The organism is Burkholderia plantarii (assembly GCF_001411805.1).
GTDB lineage: Bacteria > Pseudomonadota > Gammaproteobacteria > Burkholderiales > Burkholderiaceae > Burkholderia > Burkholderia plantarii.
This window is the reverse complement of record NZ_CP007212.1, coordinates 3,041,971-3,059,564: the sequence shown is the minus strand read 5'-3', so window position 1 is coordinate 3,059,564 and position 17,594 is coordinate 3,041,971. Positions and strand designations below refer to the sequence as shown.

General features: G+C 68.8%; 17 protein-coding genes and 1 tRNA gene. 12 read left to right on the top strand and 6 right to left on the bottom strand.

The features are described 5' to 3' along the window. Positions 1–20 precede the first annotated feature (20 nt). A complete protein-coding gene (locus tag bpln_RS13035) occupies positions 21–851 on the top strand; it encodes an EI24 domain-containing protein (protein WP_042625514.1) in 831 nt (276 codons plus the stop codon). Further along, positions 848–1,663, top strand: coding sequence for a competence/damage-inducible protein A (locus tag bpln_RS13030; protein ID WP_055139000.1), 816 nt, complete (start codon positions 848–850; stop codon positions 1,661–1,663). Before bpln_RS13035 ends, bpln_RS13030 begins: the two co-directional genes overlap by 4 nt. Positions 1,664–1,876: 213 nt before the next feature. Here bpln_RS13030 and bpln_RS13025 read toward each other — a convergent pair whose 3' ends face one another. Then, the gene (locus bpln_RS13025; RefSeq protein WP_042626694.1) at positions 1,877–2,341 is read right to left on the bottom strand and encodes a rhodanese-like domain-containing protein; all 465 of its coding nucleotides are present in this window, start codon (positions 2,339–2,341) and stop codon (positions 1,877–1,879) included. Positions 2,342–2,755: 414 nt separating this feature from the next. On the opposite strand from bpln_RS13025, the gene glnA reads away from it, so the two are divergent. From glnA to bpln_RS13005, 4 genes are all read left to right on the top strand, one after another. Beyond that, positions 2,756–4,171, top strand: a complete 1,416-nt coding sequence (gene glnA / locus bpln_RS13020; RefSeq protein ID WP_042625512.1) for a type I glutamate--ammonia ligase — start codon at positions 2,756–2,758, stop codon at positions 4,169–4,171. A 164-nt stretch (positions 4,172–4,335) separates the two neighbouring features. Continuing rightward, positions 4,336–5,478 (top strand): nitrogen regulation protein NR(II), encoded by a 1,143-nt coding sequence (gene glnL / locus bpln_RS13015; RefSeq protein WP_055138999.1) that lies wholly within the window; start codon positions 4,336–4,338, stop codon positions 5,476–5,478. Positions 5,479–5,517: 39 nt separating this feature from the next. After that, complete coding sequence (gene ntrC / locus bpln_RS13010) at positions 5,518–7,026, top strand: nitrogen regulation protein NR(I) (RefSeq protein ID WP_042625510.1); 1,509 nt, start codon at positions 5,518–5,520, stop codon at positions 7,024–7,026. A gap of 152 nt (positions 7,027–7,178) precedes the next feature. After that, positions 7,179–9,287 (top strand): prolyl oligopeptidase family serine peptidase, encoded by a 2,109-nt coding sequence (locus bpln_RS13005; protein WP_055138998.1) that lies wholly within the window; start codon positions 7,179–7,181, stop codon positions 9,285–9,287. 71 nt (positions 9,288–9,358) lie between these two features. On the opposite strand, the gene xth is transcribed toward bpln_RS13005, so the two are convergent. Then, positions 9,359–10,135 carry an exodeoxyribonuclease III gene (gene xth, locus bpln_RS13000; protein WP_042625508.1) on the bottom strand — a complete coding sequence of 259 codons (777 nt, stop codon included), beginning with the start codon at positions 10,133–10,135 and terminating at the stop codon, positions 9,359–9,361. Positions 10,136–10,307: 172 nt separating this feature from the next. On the opposite strand from xth, the gene bpln_RS12995 reads away from it, so the two are divergent. Further along, positions 10,308–10,384: transfer RNA gene (locus tag bpln_RS12995), tRNA-Met, on the top strand. Between the two features lie 187 nt (positions 10,385–10,571). Here the strand turns inward: bpln_RS12995 and bpln_RS12990 are convergent. Next, complete coding sequence (locus tag bpln_RS12990) at positions 10,572–11,057, bottom strand: RidA family protein (RefSeq protein WP_042625507.1); 486 nt, start codon at positions 11,055–11,057, stop codon at positions 10,572–10,574. Positions 11,058–11,211: 154 nt separating this feature from the next. On the opposite strand from bpln_RS12990, the gene bpln_RS12985 reads away from it, so the two are divergent. Beyond that, positions 11,212–11,856, top strand: coding sequence for a TetR/AcrR family transcriptional regulator (locus bpln_RS12985; RefSeq protein WP_055138997.1), 645 nt, complete (start codon positions 11,212–11,214; stop codon positions 11,854–11,856). Between the two features lie 42 nt (positions 11,857–11,898). Here the strand turns inward: bpln_RS12985 and bpln_RS12980 are convergent, their stop codons facing one another. Beyond that, the gene (locus bpln_RS12980; protein WP_055138996.1) at positions 11,899–12,540 is read right to left on the bottom strand and encodes a DUF1109 domain-containing protein; all 642 of its coding nucleotides are present in this window, start codon (positions 12,538–12,540) and stop codon (positions 11,899–11,901) included. After that, on the bottom strand, positions 12,537–13,085 hold the full coding sequence (locus tag bpln_RS12975; protein WP_042625504.1) for a sigma-70 family RNA polymerase sigma factor: 549 nt from the start codon (positions 13,083–13,085) through the stop codon (positions 12,537–12,539). Before bpln_RS12975 ends, bpln_RS12980 begins: the two co-directional genes overlap by 4 nt. A 406-nt stretch (positions 13,086–13,491) precedes the next feature. On the opposite strand from bpln_RS12975, the gene bpln_RS12970 reads away from it, so the two are divergent. From bpln_RS12970 to bpln_RS12955, 4 genes are all read left to right on the top strand, one after another. Next, positions 13,492–14,139, top strand: coding sequence for a cytochrome b/b6 domain-containing protein (locus tag bpln_RS12970; RefSeq protein ID WP_042625503.1), 648 nt, complete (start codon positions 13,492–13,494; stop codon positions 14,137–14,139). Between the two features lie 79 nt (positions 14,140–14,218). Next, entirely contained in the window at positions 14,219–14,995 is a 777-nt protein-coding gene (locus bpln_RS12965; RefSeq protein WP_042625502.1) for a molybdopterin-dependent oxidoreductase, read from the top strand. Between the two features lie 73 nt (positions 14,996–15,068). Next, positions 15,069–15,317, top strand: a complete 249-nt coding sequence (locus bpln_RS12960) for a hypothetical protein (RefSeq protein ID WP_042625501.1) — start codon at positions 15,069–15,071, stop codon at positions 15,315–15,317. Positions 15,318–15,587: 270 nt separating this feature from the next. Then, on the top strand, positions 15,588–16,826 hold the full coding sequence (locus bpln_RS12955) for a lactonase family protein (RefSeq protein ID WP_042625500.1): 1,239 nt from the start codon (positions 15,588–15,590) through the stop codon (positions 16,824–16,826). Between the two features lie 53 nt (positions 16,827–16,879). Here bpln_RS12955 and bpln_RS12950 read toward each other — a convergent pair whose 3' ends face one another. Beyond that, positions 16,880–17,572, bottom strand: a complete 693-nt coding sequence (locus bpln_RS12950; protein WP_042625499.1) for an aspartate/glutamate racemase family protein — start codon at positions 17,570–17,572, stop codon at positions 16,880–16,882. Positions 17,573–17,594 lie beyond the last annotated feature (22 nt).

The following is a 17,594-nucleotide window of genomic DNA, read 5'->3' as shown; positions in this document are numbered from 1 at the left end:
TTCTCCTCGACCAGGCCCGCATGACCGATCTGCTGCGCTCCTTCGGCCGGGCATTCGCAAGCGCGCTGCACCCGCGGATGCTCTGGCTCACGTTCATGCCGTTTTTCGTCGCCGCGCTCGGCTGGGGCGTCGTGCTCTGGTTCGCGTGGCAGCCGCTCGTCGGCTTCACGCGCGTGGCGCTCGACGGCTTCGCGCTGACCGCTTGGCTCTACCATTTCTTCGGCGCGATCGGCGTGCCGCAACTGCACGCGGTGGTGGCGCCGTTCGTGGTGGTGGCGGTGGCGATTCCGCTGATCGTGCTGACCGTGCTGCTGCTGATCGCCGGCATCTCGATGCCGGTCGTGGTCGGCCACCTGTCGCGGCGCCCGTTCGCGCAGCTCGAGGCGAAGCGCGGCGGCAGCTGGTACGGCAGCGTGTTCAATTCGCTGTGGGCGGCGCTCGTCAGCATCGTGCTGCTGGTGCTCACGCTGCCGCTGTGGCTGATCCCGCCGTTCTTCGCGCTGCTGCCGCCGCTGATCTGGGGCTGGCTCACCTACCGCGTGATGACCTACGACGCGCTCGCGCTGCATGCGAGCGCCGACGAGCGGCGCGCGCTGGTGCGCCGCCACCGCTGGCCGCTGATCGGAATCGGCATCGCGAGCGGGCTGCTCGGCACGGTGCCGACGTTCGTCTGGGTATCGTCGATCTGGATGATGGTGCTGTTCCCGTTCGTCGCGGCGGCGATGATCTGGGTCTATGCGTTCATCCTCGTGTTTTCGGCGCTGTGGTTCGGTTTCTATTGCCTGCACGCGCTGCAGGACCTGCGCGCGGCCGCCGCCGCGCATCCCCAAGTTCCGACGAGGCACGAATGAGTATCGGCATCATCATCATCGGCGACGAAATTTTGTCCGGTCGCCGCCAGGACAAGCATCTCGCCAAGTTCATCGAACTGCTCGGCGCGCGTGGCCTCGCGCTCGACTGGGCCGAGTACGTCGGCGATTCGCGCGAGCGCATCACGGCCACGCTCAAACGCGCGTTCGCGGCCGGCGACATCGTGTTCTCGACGGGCGGCATCGGCGCCACCCCGGACGACCACACGCGCCAGTGCGCGGCGGCGGCGCTCGGCGTGCCGCTCGAACTGCATCCGGAGGCGAAGCAACTGATCTCGGAGCGGATCCGCGAGATGCATGGCGATGCCTCGGCGCCGGTCGATTTCGAGTCGCCCGAGAATCGCCACCGCTTCGAGATGGGCACGTTCCCGGCCGGCGCGAGCATCATCCCGAACGGCTACAACAAGATTCCCGGCTTCTCGTGCGGCGACATCCATTTCGTGCCGGGCTTCCCGGTGATGGCCTGGCCGATGATGGAATGGGTGCTCGACACGAAGTACGCCCACCTGCATCACGCCACGCCGTTCGCCGAGCGTTCGGTGCTGGTGTTCGAGCTGCCTGAATCGACGCTGACGCCGCTGATGGAGCAGATCGAGCGCGATTTCCCGGGCGTGCGCGTGTTCAGCCTGCCGAGCGTCGGCGACGCCGAGCGCGGTGGCGTCTATGCGCGGCGCCACATCGACCTCGGCGTGAAGGGCGAGCCGGAGGCCGTGGCCGCCGCGTTCGTGAAGCTGCGCGAGGGCGTCCACCACCTCGGTGGCGACATCGTCGAACCCGACGCGGCGCCGCGCTGAGCGGGCGCGGGCCGAACCCGGCCGGGCTTGCCTGCCGCTCCGACGGCGGGGCAACGCCAGCCCGGGCGAGGCCGTGCCGGGTCAGCCCGCTCCTCGGCCGCTTCCCCAGTGGCCTGGTCGATCAGCCGGCCGACGCGCCCGGAAACGACACGGGCCGCTCGCGCGGCCCGTCATCGGTGTGTCATCGCCCGGCCGGACGATGGCAGGCAACGTTCAAGCGCCGATCCAGGGCAGCTTGTGATGGCACCAGCCCTCGACCGTCTTGCGATGCCCCTGTCCGTCCTTGGTCCCCTCGAAGCCTTCCAGGATGTCGAACGCCTTCGTGAAGCCGGCCTGCGCGGCCGCCACGGCGGCCAGCTTCGAGCGCGCCGCGCTGCGGCACAGGAACACGATCGGGGTGCCGGCGAGCGCCTGCGTCTTCAGTTGCGCGATGAAATCGGGATTCGGCACGCCGCCCGGGTAGCGCGTCCATTCGACGTGGACGTACTGGCTGTCGCCCACCAACGGACGGCCGACCCAGTCGAGCTCGGCGCGCGTGCGCACGTCCACCAGCCGCGCGGCCGGGTCCAGCTGCAGCAGTTCGAAGGCTTCGGCGGGCAGCAGCGCGCCGGCATAGGCGAGCCGGCCTTCGGCACGGCGTTGATCGGCTTGCGCGTAGAGCTGGTCGAGCGTGGTCATGTCGGGCATTCCGTGTGCGAATCAAACCGGCATTCTAGCCTGCGGGGCCAGGGTGCGCGGGCTTCGCGCTACGACCGGGCGCGGGCCGGCGGCACGCGTTTCACCAAAACAGTGCAGAATCGCCTTTCGTCATGCGATTGGCATTAATTTGGTGCGGTTTTCCTGGTTTTGCCTATATTTGGTGCGTGAGGCGTGCCTGCACGTGCGCGCGAAGCCCCGAAAGCGCGCGCGGCGTCCCCGTCGCGGCGCGGGTTATGGCGCGTCGCGCCGAACTGGCGCACCGGTGGCATGGAAGCTGCTTTAGATGTCACGGTCATGTCGGCCACCGCTGCGCTCAGGCGCGGAAGCCGGCGCAATCCGCTTAACGGAGGCGGTCCCAGTCCGCCGGAATTGTTCAATCCAGGAGAAGAGGTTATGAGTAAAACCGTCGCCGACGTCATGCAGCTCGTGAAGGACGAGGACGTCAAGTTTGTCGATTTCCGCTTCACCGATACGCGCGGCAAGGAACAGCACGTCTCGGTGCCGGTGTCGGCCTTCGACGAAGACAAGTTCGAGAGCGGCCACGCATTCGACGGCTCGTCGATCGCGGGCTGGAAGGGGATCGAAGCGTCGGACATGCTGCTCATGCCGGATCCGGCGGCGGCGTTCGTCGACCCGTTCTACGAGGAAGCGACGCTGGTGCTGACCTGCGACGTGGTCGAGCCGGCCGACGGCAAGGGCTACGAGCGCGACCCGCGTTCGCTCGCCAAGCGCGCGGAAGCCTACCTGAAGAGCACGGGCATCGGCGACACGGCGTTCTTCGGTCCGGAGCCGGAATTCTTCATTTTCGACTCGGTCCAGTGGAACACGGACATGTCGGGCACCTTCGTGAAGATCAATTCCGAGGAAGCCCCGTGGTCGTCGGGCAAGGAATTCGAAGGCGGCAACACGGGCCACCGTCCGGGCACCAAGGGCGGCTACTTCCCGGTCGCGCCGGTCGACACGTTCCAGGACATGCGTTCGGAAATGTGCCTGCTGCTCGAACAGATCGGCATCCCGGTCGAAGTGCATCACCATGAAGTGGCGGGCCAGGGCCAGAACGAAATCGGCACGAAGTTCTCGACGCTGGTCGAGCGCGCCGACTGGACGCAATGGCTGAAGTACATCGTCCACAACGTCGCGCACTCGTATGGCAAGACGGCCACGTTCATGCCGAAGCCGGTGGTGGGCGACAACGGTTCGGGCATGCACGTTCACCAGTCGATCTGGAAGGACGGCCAGAACCTGTTCGCGGGCAACGGCTACGCCGGCCTGTCGGAAACGGCGCTGTTCTACATCGGCGGCATCATCAAGCACGCCCGTGCGCTGAACGCGATCACGAACCCGACCACGAACTCGTACAAGCGCCTGGTTCCGCACTTCGAGGCACCGGTCAAGCTGGCCTACTCGGCACGCAACCGCTCGGCGTCGATCCGCATTCCGCACGTGTCGAACCCGAAGGGCCGCCGCATCGAAACGCGCTTCCCGGATCCGATGGCGAACCCGTACCTGTGCTTCTCGGCGCTGCTGATGGCCGGCCTGGACGGGATCCAGAACAAGATCCATCCGGGCGAGGCCGCCGACAAGAACCTGTACGACCTGCCGCCGGAAGAGGATGCGAAGATCCCGACCGTCTGCGCCGGCCTCGACCAGGCGATCGAAGCGCTCGACAAGGACCGCGAATTCCTGACGCGCGGCGGCGTGTTCACCGATGCGATGATCGACGCGTACCTGGGCCTGAAGGAACAGGAACTCGCGAAGTTCCGCATGACCACGCACCCGGTCGAGTTCGAGATGTACTACTCGCTGTAAGCGGCGATGGCGCTTCGTCACGTCATCGAGCGAAGCGCCGCCCCGCCGTCCGGCGCACGGGAGCAACGAGCTGCCGTGCGCCGTGAACACACGAAGGGGACGGCCTCCGGCCGTCCCTTTTTCGTTGCAGGGTTTTTCCAGCAAGGAACGGGTTCCCAAGCAAGATGGTTCTGAAGAATCTGATCAAGGCCAGGGCAGGGCAGCCGGAACGGCTGTCGGACGACGAGCGGCTGATGCGCTCGGGGCTGCTCGCGGGGCTCGAGGCGCTGCCCACGGTCGTGCTGGTGCTCGACCGCCGCACGCTGCGCATCGCGTTCGCCAATCCGTCGGCGGAGTCGATGCTCGACATCTCGCGCCGCCAGCTCGCGCAGATGCCGTGGAGCGACCTGTTCCCGAATTCCACCGAACTCGCCACCACCATCACAGCGATCGGCGAGGGGCGCTTCCAGGCGACCCATCTCGACACCGTGCTCGAGCGGCCGGGCCGCGAGGCGCTGCACGTCCACGCGATCGTCGGCTTCCTGGAGGACGCGCCCGACTACGTGCTGGTCGAGCTGTTCGAGAACGAACGGCAGTCGCGCACCGACCGCGAGGAGCGGATCCACGATCTGACCGCGGTCAACAAGCACCTGATCCGCAATCTCGCGCACGAGATCAAGAACCCGCTGGGCGGGATCCGCGGTGCCGCGCAACTGCTCGAATTCGAGCTCGGCGAGCGCGAGCGCGGCGAGCTGCGCGAATACACGCAGGTGATCATCAAGGAGTCGGACCGGCTGCAGACGCTGGTCGACCGGCTGCTCGAACCGCACCGGCATCCGCACATCGTCGGCGACGTGAACGTCCACGAGGTGTGCGAGCGCGTGCGCGCCGTGATGCTCGCGGAATTCCCTCGCGGGCTCACGATCGAGCGCGACTACGACGTCAGCGTGCCCGACCTGCGCGGCGACAAGGAGCAGCTGATCCAGGCGCTGCTCAACATCGTGCGCAACGCGGCACAGGCCTTGCGCGAGCGGATCGCGCAGGGCGACGCGCGCATCGAGCTGCGCACCCGCGTGGCGCGCAAGATCACGATCGGCAAGAAACTGTTCAAGCTGGCACTGGACTTGCACGTGATCGACAACGGCCCCGGCATTCCCGAGGACATCCGCGACCGGATCTTCTACCCGCTCGTGTCGGGGCGCGAGGACGGCAGCGGCCTGGGCCTCACGCTCGCGCAGACCTTCGTGCAGCAGCACGACGGCACGATCGAGGTGGAAAGCCGCCCGGGCCGCACCGAATTTCAGATTTTGCTGCCGCTCGATCATTGAGCGACGGCGCCGCGACTCACTGAGACATCTGACCGACCTATGAAGCCGATCTGGATAGTAGACGACGACCAATCGATCCGCTGGGTGCTCGAAAAGGCGCTCGCACGCGACAGCTTCGCGACCCGCAGCTTTTCGAACGTGCGCGACGCGCTGGCCGCGCTCGATCATGAATCGCCGCAGGTGCTGGTGTCCGACATCCGCATGCCGGGCGGCTCGGGGCTCGAACTGCTGCAGGCCATGCACGAGCGCATGCCGGGGCTGCCGGTCATCATCATGACCGCGTTTTCCGACCTCGACAGCGCGGTGGCCGCGTTCCAGGGCGGCGCGTTCGAATACCTGGCCAAGCCGTTCGACGTCGACAAGGCCGTGGAGCTGATCCGGCGCGCGGTCGAGGAAAGCCTGCGCGGCGGCGTGCCCGACGACGACAAGCTCGCCGAGGCGCCCGAGATGCTCGGCCAGGCGCCCGCCATGCAGGACATGTTCCGCGCCATCGGCCGGCTCTCGCACTCGGCCGCGACCGTGCTGATCACCGGTGAATCGGGCACCGGCAAGGAGCTCGTCGCGCGCGCGCTGCACCGCCACAGCCCACGCGCGAACGGGCCGTTCATCGCGCTGAACACGGCGGCGATCCCGAAGGATCTGCTCGAATCGGAACTGTTCGGCCACGAGCGCGGCGCGTTCACCGGCGCGCAGACCACGCGCCAGGGCCGCTTCGAGCAGGCCGAGAACGGCACGCTGTTCCTCGACGAAATCGGCGACATGCCGTTCGACCTGCAGACGCGCCTGCTGCGCGTGCTGTCGGACGGGCAGTTCTACCGCGTGGGCGGCCACAATCCGCTGCGCGCCAACGTGCGCGTGATCGCGGCGACCCACCAGAACCTCGAATCGCGCGTGCGCCAGGGCCTGTTCCGCGAGGACCTGTATCACCGGCTCAACGTGATCCGGCTGCGGCTGCCGCCGCTGCGCGAGCGCAGCGAGGACATCCCGCTGCTGACGAAGCACTTCCTGCAGAAGAGCGCGCGCGATCTCGGCGTCGAGCCCAAGCGCGTGTCCGACGACGCGCTCGCCTACCTGAGCGCGCTGCCGTTCCCCGGCAACGTTCGCCAGCTCGAGAACCTGGCGAACTGGCTGACCGTGATGGCGCCGGCGCAGACCGTCGAGATCAAGGATCTGCCGCCCGACCTCGGCCCTGCCCAGGCGGCGCCCGGCGAGGGCGTGACGCCGGCGGCGGTGGCCGCCAGCACCGACGCGCTGCCCAACAGCGCGACGGCCGCGGTGCCGATGCCCGCCGCGCCGGCCGCGAATGGCGCGGCCCCGGCCGCGTCGAGCAACCCGGTCTGGGAGCAGGGCTTGCGCAGCGAGGTGGCGCGCCTCTTGCGCGAGAACTCGGCCGACGTGATGGACGAACTCGCGCGGCGCTTCGAAGCCGCCGTGATCCGCGAGGCGCTCGACTTCACGCGCGGGCGCAAGGTCGAGGCGGCCGAGCGGCTCGGCATCGGCCGCAACACGATCACGCGCAAGATCCAGGAACTGCATCTGGAGCCCTGAGCGGCGCGCGCCGGCCGTTACCGGCCGGCGCGTCGTTCGAGCGTCGACGCGACCGCCCATCCGGCAGCGGCCGGGCGGCGACCTGCTCCGCGCTTTCGCCGGCAGCCGCACGATCGGACATAATCGGGGTTTGCCTTCCCGCCGAACCCGAGATGTCCGATTCGCTTCACTGGCCCGCCGGGCCCGACCCGTTCAAGTTCCTCGAATCGCTCGACAGCCGGCGCGCGCGCGCCTGGGTCGACGAGCAGAACGCGCGCACGCACGCGGCGCTGCGCGACGACGAGGCCTACCGCGCGCTGGTCGCGCGCCTCGCGCAGGCCTATCTGCCGCGCGAACGCCCGGTGATCCCGGCGCGCTGGCGCGAGTGGGCCTACGATCTCTGGCAGGACGACCGGCACCCCAAGGGCCTCTGGCGCCGCGCGCGCTGGGACGACTGGCGCGCCGGCCGGCCGCACTGGGACGTGCTGCTCGACGTCGACGCGCTCGGCGCGCACGAGCGCGAATCCTGGGTGTTCGAGCACGACGCGATCCTCTATCCGGACGGCGACCGCGCGCTGCTGTCGCTGTCGCCGGGCGGCGCCGACGCGGTCGTGATCCGCGAGTTCGACCTGACGCGGCGCTGCTTCGTGGCGGACGGCTTCACGATCGACGAGCCCGGCAACCACACCATCGACTGGATCGACCGCGATACCGTCTACGTCAGCTGGGAGCGCGACGAGGCGTCCGTCACCGAGGCCGGCTATCCCTACGAAGTGCGGCGCTGGAAGCGCGGCACGGCGCTCGCCGACGCGCCCGTCGTGTTCCGCGGTGAGCCCGACGACATCAGCGCCGGCGCCGGCTACGACCCGATCGACGATCGCCACACCGCGTGGCGCAGCGTCGATTTCTTCGACGTCCATACCTACCGGCTCGCCGCCGACGGCGGCTGGGCGCGCTACGACGTGCCGGCGCACGTGGTGGTCGGCTTCTGGCGCGGCTGGCTGGTGCTGGAGCCGCGCCTCGACTGGGATTGCGACGGCGTGCTGCATACCGGCGGCTCGCTGCTGGCGATTCGCGAGGACGCTTTCCTGGCCGGCGCGCGCGCGTTCACGACGCTGTTCGCGCCGGGGCCGTCCACCTCGGCCTGCACCTGGACCCACACGCAGGGCCTGCTGATCGCGAGCTGGCTCGACGACGTGCGCAACCGCACGCTGCTCTGGCAACCGGTGCAGCAGGACGACGGCGGCTGGCGCTGGGAGTCGCGGCCGTTCGCGTGGCCGAACGAGGCCGAGATCGATCTCGAGCCGGTCGAGTCGACGCTCGGCGACGAGGTGTTCGTCGATGCCGACACGTTCCTCGATCCGCCCGAATGCTGGCTCGCCGATCTCGCGGACCGCGCCGACGATGCCGCCGCGCGCCGTGCGCTGCTCGACCGGCCGCCGGTGCAGTTCGACGCGGCCGGGCTGGTGGTGCGGCGTGCCACGGCGCGCTCGCGCGACGGCACCGCGGTGCCCTACACGCTGATCGGCCCGCGCGATGCGCTCGAACCGGCCGCGGGGGCGACGCGCACGGCGCGGCCGTGCCTGCTGTCGGGCTACGGCGGCTTCGCGATTCCGAACCTGCCCGCCTACAGCGACGCGCTCGGCATCGCCTGGCTCGAACGCGGCGGCGTGGCCGCGTTCGCGCACATCCGCGGCGGCGGCGAGTTCGGCTCGCGCTGGCATACCGACGCGCAGCGCGAGCACCGGCAGCGCTCGTTCGACGATTTCATCGCGGTGGCCGAGGACCTGGTCGCGAGCGGCGTGACCACCGCCGCGCAGCTCGGCATCGAGGGCGGCAGCAACGGCGGGCTGCTGGTGGCCGCCTGCATGGTGCAGCGGCCCGAGCTGTTCGGCGCGGTGCTCTGCCAGGTGCCGCTGCTCGACATGCGGCGCTATCCGAAGCTGCATGCGGGCGCGGCCTGGATCGACGAGTATGGCGACCCCGACGATCCGCGGCAGGGCGCGGCGCTGGCCGCCTATTCGCCGTACCAGCGCGTGCGCGAGGACGTGATGTATCCGCCGCTGCTGCTGACCACCTCGACGCGCGACGATCGCGTCCACCCGGCACACGCGCGCAAGATGGCCGCGCGCATGCAGTCGCTCGGTCATGAACAGGTCTGGTACTGGGAGAACACCGACGGCGGCCACGGCAGCGCGGACGATCTCGAACGCGCCGAATCGGACGCGGCCGAGTTCGGCTTCCTCTGGACCCATCTCGGGCCGGCGCCGGAGAAGGGGTGATGCGCCGCGCGGTCGGGTTGATGCGTTGAGACGTTGAAGCGCCGACGCGCGCGTTCAACGCGCAGGCAGGCTCACTCGACGAGCGCGAACACGGGGGTGTGATCGGACGGCTGTTCCCAGCCGCGCGGCTCGCGGTCCACCTCGCAGGCGCTCAGCGTCGCGGCCAGCGCCGGCGACAGCAGGATGTGGTCGATCCGCAGCCCCGCGTTGCGGCGGAAGCCGAGCATCCGGTAATCCCACCACGTGAAGCTCTTCTCGGGCTGCTCGAAGCGGCGGAACGCGTCGACGAAACCCATCCCGAGCAGCGCCGCGAAATGCGCGCGCTCCTGCGGCGACACCAGGTTCTGGCCTTCCCACTTGGCCGGGTCGTGGACGTCGCGATCCTCGGGCGCGATGTTGTAGTCGCCGAGCAGCGCGAGCTTCGGATGGCGCGCGAGTTCGTCCTTGAGCCAGGCCTGCAGCGCGTCGAGCCACTGCAGCTTGTAGGCGAACTTGTCGGTGCCGGGCGCCTGGCCGTTCGGGAAATACGCGGAGACGATCCGCACGCCGTTGACGGTCGCCGCGATCACGCGCTGCTGCGCGTCCTCGAAGCCGGGGATGTTCTTCACCACGTCGGTCTCGTCGACGCCGAGCGTGTCGCGTACCAGGATCGCCACGCCGTTGTAGGTCTTCTGGCCCGTGAACCAGCTGCGATAGCCGGCCGCTTCGAGATCGGCCTTGGGGAATTTTTCGTCGGGGAGCTTCAGCTCCTGCAGGCACAGCACGTCGGTCTGGCTCGAGGCGAGCCAGTCGAGCACGTGCTGCTTGCGCACGTTCAGGGAGTTGACGTTCCAGGTGGCGATTTTCATCGGGGCGGCGGGTCCGTGGTGATCTGAGGCGAGGCCGGCGGCGAGGGCCGCGCGGCACGACGGGAGTGTACCAGCGGAGAAGATTTGCTCCGCCCGCGGCGTGCCCGTGAAATTTTTTTCGCGATTGTGTTTGACACAAACGCTTAACACCCATATACTTGCATTTCTCTGACGCGGGGTGGAGCAGTCTGGCAGCTCGTCGGGCTCATAACCCGAAGGTCGTAGGTTCAAATCCTACCCCCGCAACCAAACACAACGAACGTGTGCCGCGCCCAGACCTTGCGCGATTCGTTCGACGAAAACCCGGCTCGATGCCGGGTTTTTTGTTTTCCGGCGCCGTCGCGATCGAGTCGATCGCACATCGCACATCGCACGCCGCGTATCGCCTCCATCTCGTCGCCGCTATCGGCCACGCGCCGCGTGGCCCGGCTTCCTCCTATTTCAGGTTGCCCATGTCGAGTTCGAAGATGCTGTCGATCTCGACCGGAATCCCCATCGGCAGCGTAGGCACGCCGAGCGCGCTGCGCGCCGGCAGATTGTCCTCGCCGAACAGGTCGCGCAGCAGGTCGCTCGCGCCGTTGGCGACCTGCGGATGCGCGGTGAATGACGCCTCGGCGCGCACGTAGACCGTCAGCCGCGTGCAGCGCAGCACGCGGTCGAGTCCGCAGGCCTCGTCGAGGCAGGCGAGGATCATCTCCATGGTCAGCCGTGCGGCGTGCCGCGCGCGCTCCGGCGACAGGTCGGCGCCGACCAGGCCGACCACCGGCTTGCCGTGCTCGAACGGGCCGAGCCCCGACACGTAGGCCTGATTGCCGACGATCGAGACGGTGCGATACGAGCCGAGCGGGCGCAGCGGGGCGGGCAGGGTGACGCCGAGGGCGGCGAGGCGTTGCAGCGGGGATGAGGTGGTGGACAAGGTCATCGGGAAGCACTCCGGATCGAGAGGGGCCGCGAAGGACCGCGGCGCACGGTAACGTTAACGCGCGACGCGGCCTGGGTATTCCAGAACGATTGCACTAAAATGCGGTGTCCGGCGCATGCTTGCCGCCGGGACGAATCCACGGAGGAATCAAGCGATGGCCCGTCCACGCGAATTCGACGAGGAAGCCGTGCTCGACGCCGCGATCGCGCAGTTCTGGTCGCACGGCTACGAATCCACTTCGGTGCGCGACCTGGCCGCGATGATGGGCATGACGGGCGCGAGCGTCTACAACGCGTTCGGCGACAAGCGAGCGCTCTACGAGCGGGCCTTCGAGCGCTACGTCGCCCGCGGTTTTCGCGAGCGCGAGCATCGCTTCGAGACGCAATTGCCGCCGCGCGACGCGATCGCCGCGTTCTTCGACGAGATCATCCGGCTGACGGTGCATGACCCGCAGCGGCGCGGCTGCCTGATCGTCAATGCGTCGATGGAACTGGCGCCGCACGACGACGGGTTTCACGACGTGCTCGAAACCCTCCTGAAGGACATCGAGGCGTTCTTCCTGCGCTGCGTGAAGGCCGGTCAGGCCGACGGCACGATTCCGGCCGCGCTGGTGGCCGGCGATGTGGCGAAGATGTTGTTCACGATGCTGATGGGGCTGCGCGTGCTGGCGCGCGTGCGGCCGCAGCGTGCGCTGCTGGAAGGCGCCGTGCGCCCCGCGCTGGCCATCATCGGCGCCGCGCTGCCGACGGCGAAGCCGCGCACGCGCCGCGCGGCCCGAGCGGCTTCGATGCGTTGTTAAGGCGCTCCGCGCCTTCTTCCACGACTCCATGCCGCCGTGCCGCTACCAGCGCAGCAGACGCGGCCCCAGCAGCGCCCCGACCGCCGCGGGCAGCAGCATCCCGAGCACGTACCAGATCCCCCAGAACACCGGGCTCATTTCCGGACAATGCAGGCAGTAGGCCACCGTCGCGAGCGCGCTCGCGAGCAGGCCCGCGACGGCGCCGGCCAGGCGCGGACGGGTCGCGGCGAGGCTGCGCATGGCCCAGAACACGGCGGCGAAGCTCGGCACCGACAGCATCAGGATGTTGAGCGCGCAGACCTTCCACGAGATGCCGAGCGCGAGCGGCAGGCGCGCGTCGGGCGCGGCCGCGGCGAGCAGCACGGCGCCGGTGGCCCACAGCGCGGCGAACGGCAGCGCGAGCGCGGCCCATCGATGGCCGCCGCGTAGCCCGGGCCGGCCGAGCCGGTCGGCCAGCCGCCAGGCGAGCATGGCGACCGCGAGCGGAAACGCCAGCTTGATCCAGAACAGCGCCGTGTGCGCGGCCGGCAGCATGTCGGGCCGCAGCCCGAACAGCCCCCAGGTCAGCAGCAACGAGCCGGCGAAGCCGAGCGGCAGCGCGGCGCCGAAGCGGCGCGCGACGATACCGCGATCGACGCGCGGCGTTCCGGCGGCGAGCAGGCCGATCAGTTCCTCGGTTCTCATCGCTCGCCCCGGATGCGCGCGGCCAGCGCCTTCAGCCCGCGATGCACGCCGACCTTCACGGCCGATTCCGACAGCCCGGTGAGCGCGGCCGTCTCCGTCACCGACAGCCCTTGCAGCTTCACGTGCAGGATCGGCAGCCGCTGCTTGTCGGGCAGGTGCTCGAGCAGCTTGCCAATGTCGTGGCGCGCCCGCGCGGGCTCGTCGTCGGGGGCCGCGAACAGGGTTTCGTGATCGTCGTCGAGCGGCACGTTGAGCGCCTCGCGACGGAACCGCGAGCGGAAGAAATCCATCAGCTTGTAGCGCGCGATCGCATGGACCCAGGCGGTCAGCGGCTCGTCGGTGCGATAGGTGTGGCGCGCGTGGTGGACCGCGAGCAGGATCTCCTGGACGAGATCCTCGACGTCGTCCTGCATCTGCGGAATGCGCTTGCGCAGGTAGCCGCGCAAGTGGCGGGTCAGCTCCTGCAGAAAGCCGTGATAGGCGTTGGCGTTGCCATCGAGTCCGCTGACGAACAGCGTTTTCAGGCGGTCTTCCGCTGCGTACAAGGTGCATCCTGTGATGGCGGTGCACCGGCGGCGCAACGAGCGGCTTCGCCGGGCTGGCATCGACCTTGGGCGGCACGGACCGCGCGCCTGGGTACGACGACTCGAGTTTTCGAACAAGCGTTTTAGAACAAGTGTTTTAGAATAACCGAACGCATTTTCCGTCGCAAGCGTGCCACCGGCTCGCGTCGGGCCGATGTCGTTTTCTTCGCGCGGCCCGCGTACCTGACATTACAAATTCCCTTCGATATTTATTTGCCCGCCGCTGTAACCGGCGCGGCCGCGCCGTCGAATTCATGGTCGTGACCGGCGGCGGCGAAGCATGCCGCCCGGCACCCGGTGCGGCGCGGTTTCGTCCGGCGCGCTCCGGCAATGCATGGTGGTGAATCGATTTCGCGTGGTATCCGACATGGCACTTTCCTCGATCCGGCCGGCCGCGGCTCCCGCATCGGCACCGACACCGGCACCGGCGGGACCGGTCCACCCGGTCTGGCTGCGTGTCTCGCACTGGCTCAACGCGCTGGCGGCGCTGCTGATGATGTTGTCCGGCTGGCGCATTTACGACGCCTCGCCGGTGTTCCCGGGGCTGACGTTCCCGCCGTCGTGGACGCTCGGCGGCTGGCTCGGCGGCGCGCTGCAATGGCACTTCGCCGCGATGTGGCTGCTGATGCTCAACGGCGCCGTCTATCTGGCGGCGAATCTCGCGAGCCGACGCTTTCCGGCGCGCTTCCTGCCGCTGTCGCCGCGCGCCGTGCTGCGCGACCTGCTGGCGGCGCTGCGCGGCCGGCTTTCGCACGACGATCCGCGCCACTACAACGCGGTGCAGAAGTTTGCGTACCTGGCGGTCGTGCTCGACCTGATCGTGCTCGTGCTGTCGGGCCTGGCGATCTGGAAGTCGGTGCAGTTCCCGCTGCTGCGCGATCTGTTCGGCGGCTACGACAACGCCCGCGTCGTGCATTTCTGCGCGATGGCCGTGATGGCCGCGTTCGTGGTGGTCCATGTCGCGATGGTCGCGCTGGTGCCGCGCTCGCTGCTCACGATGTTGCGCGGCCGCTGAGCCACTGAGCTACCGAGCTACTGAGCCGCCGGGCCGCCGGATCGAACCGGCGGCCGCGCTGAAGAATCAAGGATTGCAGATGAAGAAACCGACTCAACCGCTGATCACCGCCGACCGCGACACGGTACTGGCCGACGCGCGCCGCGAACTCGCGATGCCGTCGCGCCGGCTGTTCGGCAAGCGCCTGCTGACGCTCGGCGGCCTGTCGATGCTGACCGGGTGCACGCTGACCGACGACGCCTCGGTCGATGGCTTCCTCACCGCCGTGTCGCGCCTGAACGACCGCGTGCAGGCCGCGCTGTTCGATCCGCATGCGCTCGCGCCCACCTACAGCGAGGCGCAGATCACGCGGCCGTTCCCGTTCAACGCGTTCTACGGCATCGACGAGGTGCCCGAGGTCAACGGCGCGGATTTCCGGCTCAAGCTCGGCGGCCTCGTGACGGGCCAGCGCGTCTGGACCCTGCCCGAACTCTACGCGCTGCCGCATGCCGAGCAGATCACTCGGCACATCTGCGTGGAAGGCTGGAGCGCGATCGGCCGCTGGGGCGGCACCCCGTTCGCCGATTTCCTGCGGCGCGCGGGCGCCGACACAAGCGCGAAATACGTGGGCTTCCGCTGCGCGGACGACTATTACGAGAGCATCGACATGGCCACCGCGCTGCATCCGCAGACGCTGCTCGCGTTCGACTACGACGGCCAGCGGCTGCCGGCGCGGTACGGCTATCCGATGAAGCTGCGGATCCCCACCAAGCTCGGCTACAAGAACCCGAAACACATCGTCGAAATCTTCGTGACGAATGTCTACCCCGGCGGCTATTGGGTCGACCAGGGCTACAACTGGTTCGGCGGAGCCTGACGGCTGCGCGATACGAACCGCGAACCGGTCCGGTTCCACCGGATCCATTTTTTACCCGGTAAGGAGAAATCTCATGAAACAACTGATCACGGCAGTCATGGTGGCAACGCTCGGTCTCGGCGCGTCGGCGGCGTTCGCGCAGGCGAGCGGCGCGATGGGCAACGATGCGATGTCGCACGACGCGATGAGCAAGGGTGGCATGTCGCACGATGCGATGGGCAACGGCGCGATGAAGCACGACGCGATGGGCAAGGGCGGCAAGATGAAGAAGCACGACGCGATGGGCATGTCGCATTCGGCCTCGGACGCGATGGCCAAGTAAGCAGCGCGCCATCGAAGTCGCGGCGCGAGCGTCGCGCCGCGCACCGTATCATCGCCATGCCCGTGGTCTCGCGAGGGACCACGGGCATGGTCTTTTCGCAGTCCGATGGAAATTTTCGGCAAGAAACTGTAACCGACGCCGCGGCGGCGCCGAATTGAGTGGCGCGCGATCGATGCGAGGCCATCGCGATCGCGTCTGAACCGCCCGCTGTCCGTGCCATCGCGCCGGCGTGCAAGCGGCCATTCGAATACTGACGAAGAGGTGAAACGGATGAAGCTCAAACTGGTGACGGCACTGACGATGACGGCGATTCTGGCGGCCTGCGGCGGCGGCGACGACGCGCCGGCCCCCACCACGCCGACCGCGCCGACCACGCCCACCGCGCCGGTCACGCCGCCCGCGGCCACCAAGACCGCGCAGCTGTTCGCGCAGACCAACGACACGCAGAACGCGGTGCTGCATTTCATTCGGAATGCAGACGGTACGCTGACGGCGAAGCCGAGCGTCGCGACGGGCGGCCATGGCACCAACGGCGTGAACTACTTCATGGGCAACATCGTCGCGGCCGACGCGCTGACCAGCAACAACAGCGTGATCGTCTCGCCCGACGGCACGCGCCTGTTCGTCGCCAATGCCGGCGACAACACGGTCAGCGTGTTCTCGATCTCGGGCGCGGGCGACCTGACGCTGCTCGCGGTGTCGCCGACGGGCGGCATCCGCCCGACCTCGCTCGCGATCTCGGCCACCGGCGTGCTCTACGTCACGCACCAGCAGGGCGCGCAGGAACTCGGCGCGTTCCGGGTCGGCGCCAACGGCCAGCTGACCTCGATCGGCCAGTATCCGGTGGTGGTGCAGGACGCGCTGCCGGCCCAGGTGACGCTGAGCCCGGACGGCAAGTTCGTGATCGTCAACGGCTTCCTGAAGACGGTCTCGCCGACGGCGCCGCTCAACATGCTGCTGGCGTTTCCGGTGCAGGCGGACGGCACGCTCGGCACGCCGGTGGACAGCACCTCGGCCGGTACCGGCCCGTTCGGCGGCCGCTTCGGCACCGGCGCGCTCGCCGCCACCTACGTCGTGACGGACGCGCCGGGCGGCACGGTCGAGTCGTTCAACTTCTCGGCGACGGCCGGCACGTTCACCTCGCTCGGCGCGCCGAGCACCGTGACGGGGCAGGCCGCGCCGTGCTGGATCACGCTTTCGCCGGACAACCGCTTCGCCTATATCGGCAACGGCAGCGGCGCCGTCTCGCTGTTCTCGATCGACGGCACCGGCAAGCTCACGCTGGTGAACGCGGTGGCGGCGACCGAGACGCCGGTGGCGGGCCAGACCTCGGCGTTCGCGAACGACGCGTGGGTCAGCCCGGACGGCAAGTTCTTCTACCAGGACTATGCCGGCGACGACAAGATCGTCGCCTACCAGATCGGCTCCGACGGCTCGCTGACGAAGCTCGGCGAACAGCCGGCGAACACGCAGTCGAAGATCAGCCTGCAGGGGCTGACGGGGCTCTGAGCGTCACCTCCGGCACACGGCACGGGCCGCACCCGTGGCGTGTGCGGCGGGTTTCAGGCGGCCGCGAGTTCGACGGCCGCGCGCGCATGCAGCGCGGTCGTGTCGTACACCGGCAGCGGCGAGTCGTGCTCGCCGATCAGCAGCGTGATCTCGGTGCAGCCGAGGATCACGGCCTCGGCGCCGCGCGCCGCGAGCGCCGCGATGATGGCCACGTAGGCGTCGCGCGAGGCCGGCTCGATGCTGCCGTGACAGAGTTCGTCGTAGATGATGCGGTGGACGGTGCCGCGCCCGGCGTCGTCGGGCGTCAGCGTCTCGATGCCGAAGCGCGCGGCGAGCCGCTCGGCGTAGAACGGCAGCTCCATCGTGTAGCGCGTGCCGAGCAGCGCGACGCGCTTCACGCCGGCCGCGCGCAGCGCCGCGCCGGTCGGGTCCGCGATGTGCAGGAACGGCAGCGTCACGGCTGCCTCGATCGAGGCCGCCACGCGGTGCATGGTGTTGGTGGTGAGCACCACGAAATCGGCGCCTGCCGCCTCCAGCCGGCGCGCCGCGTCGGCCATGCAGGCGCCGAGCGCGGGCCAGTCGTGCGCGCTTTGCAGCGCCTCGATCTCGGCGAAGTCGACCGTCACCAGCACGCTCTTCGCGTTGTGGTGGCCGCCGTGCAGCGCCTTCGAATGCCGGTTGATCAGCCGGTAGTATTCCGCCGACGATTCCCAGCTCATCCCGCCGATCAGGCCGATCGTCTTCATCCGTGCTCCTCGCGCGATGGGG

Excerpts from the sequence above, each read along its gene's own strand:
- glnA (WP_042625512.1), top strand. The coding sequence starts at position 2,756 with ATGAGTAAAACCGTCGCCGACGTCATGCAGCTCGTGAAGGACGAGGAC.
- xth (WP_042625508.1), bottom strand. The coding sequence starts at position 10,135 with ATGAAAATCGCCACCTGGAACGTCAACTCCCTGAACGTGCGCAAGCAG.
- bpln_RS12965 (WP_042625502.1), top strand. The coding sequence starts at position 14,219 with ATGAAGAAACCGACTCAACCGCTGATCACCGCCGACCGCGACACGGTA.
- bpln_RS12970 (WP_042625503.1), top strand. The coding sequence starts at position 13,492 with ATGGCACTTTCCTCGATCCGGCCGGCCGCGGCTCCCGCATCGGCACCG.
- bpln_RS12960 (WP_042625501.1), top strand. The coding sequence starts at position 15,069 with ATGAAACAACTGATCACGGCAGTCATGGTGGCAACGCTCGGTCTCGGC.
- glnL (WP_055138999.1), top strand. The coding sequence starts at position 4,336 with ATGGTTCTGAAGAATCTGATCAAGGCCAGGGCAGGGCAGCCGGAACGG.
- bpln_RS13005 (WP_055138998.1), top strand. The coding sequence starts at position 7,179 with ATGTCCGATTCGCTTCACTGGCCCGCCGGGCCCGACCCGTTCAAGTTC.
- bpln_RS12955 (WP_042625500.1), top strand. The coding sequence starts at position 15,588 with ATGAAGCTCAAACTGGTGACGGCACTGACGATGACGGCGATTCTGGCG.
- ntrC (WP_042625510.1), top strand. The coding sequence starts at position 5,518 with ATGAAGCCGATCTGGATAGTAGACGACGACCAATCGATCCGCTGGGTG.
- bpln_RS13025 (WP_042626694.1), bottom strand. The coding sequence starts at position 2,341 with ATGACCACGCTCGACCAGCTCTACGCGCAAGCCGATCAACGCCGTGCC.
- bpln_RS12950 (WP_042625499.1), bottom strand. The coding sequence starts at position 17,572 with ATGAAGACGATCGGCCTGATCGGCGGGATGAGCTGGGAATCGTCGGCG.
- bpln_RS13030 (WP_055139000.1), top strand. The coding sequence starts at position 848 with ATGAGTATCGGCATCATCATCATCGGCGACGAAATTTTGTCCGGTCGC.
- bpln_RS12980 (WP_055138996.1), bottom strand. The coding sequence starts at position 12,540 with ATGAGAACCGAGGAACTGATCGGCCTGCTCGCCGCCGGAACGCCGCGC.
- bpln_RS13035 (WP_042625514.1), top strand. The coding sequence starts at position 21 with ATGACCGATCTGCTGCGCTCCTTCGGCCGGGCATTCGCAAGCGCGCTG.
- bpln_RS12990 (WP_042625507.1), bottom strand. The coding sequence starts at position 11,057 with ATGACCTTGTCCACCACCTCATCCCCGCTGCAACGCCTCGCCGCCCTC.
- bpln_RS12985 (WP_055138997.1), top strand. The coding sequence starts at position 11,212 with ATGGCCCGTCCACGCGAATTCGACGAGGAAGCCGTGCTCGACGCCGCG.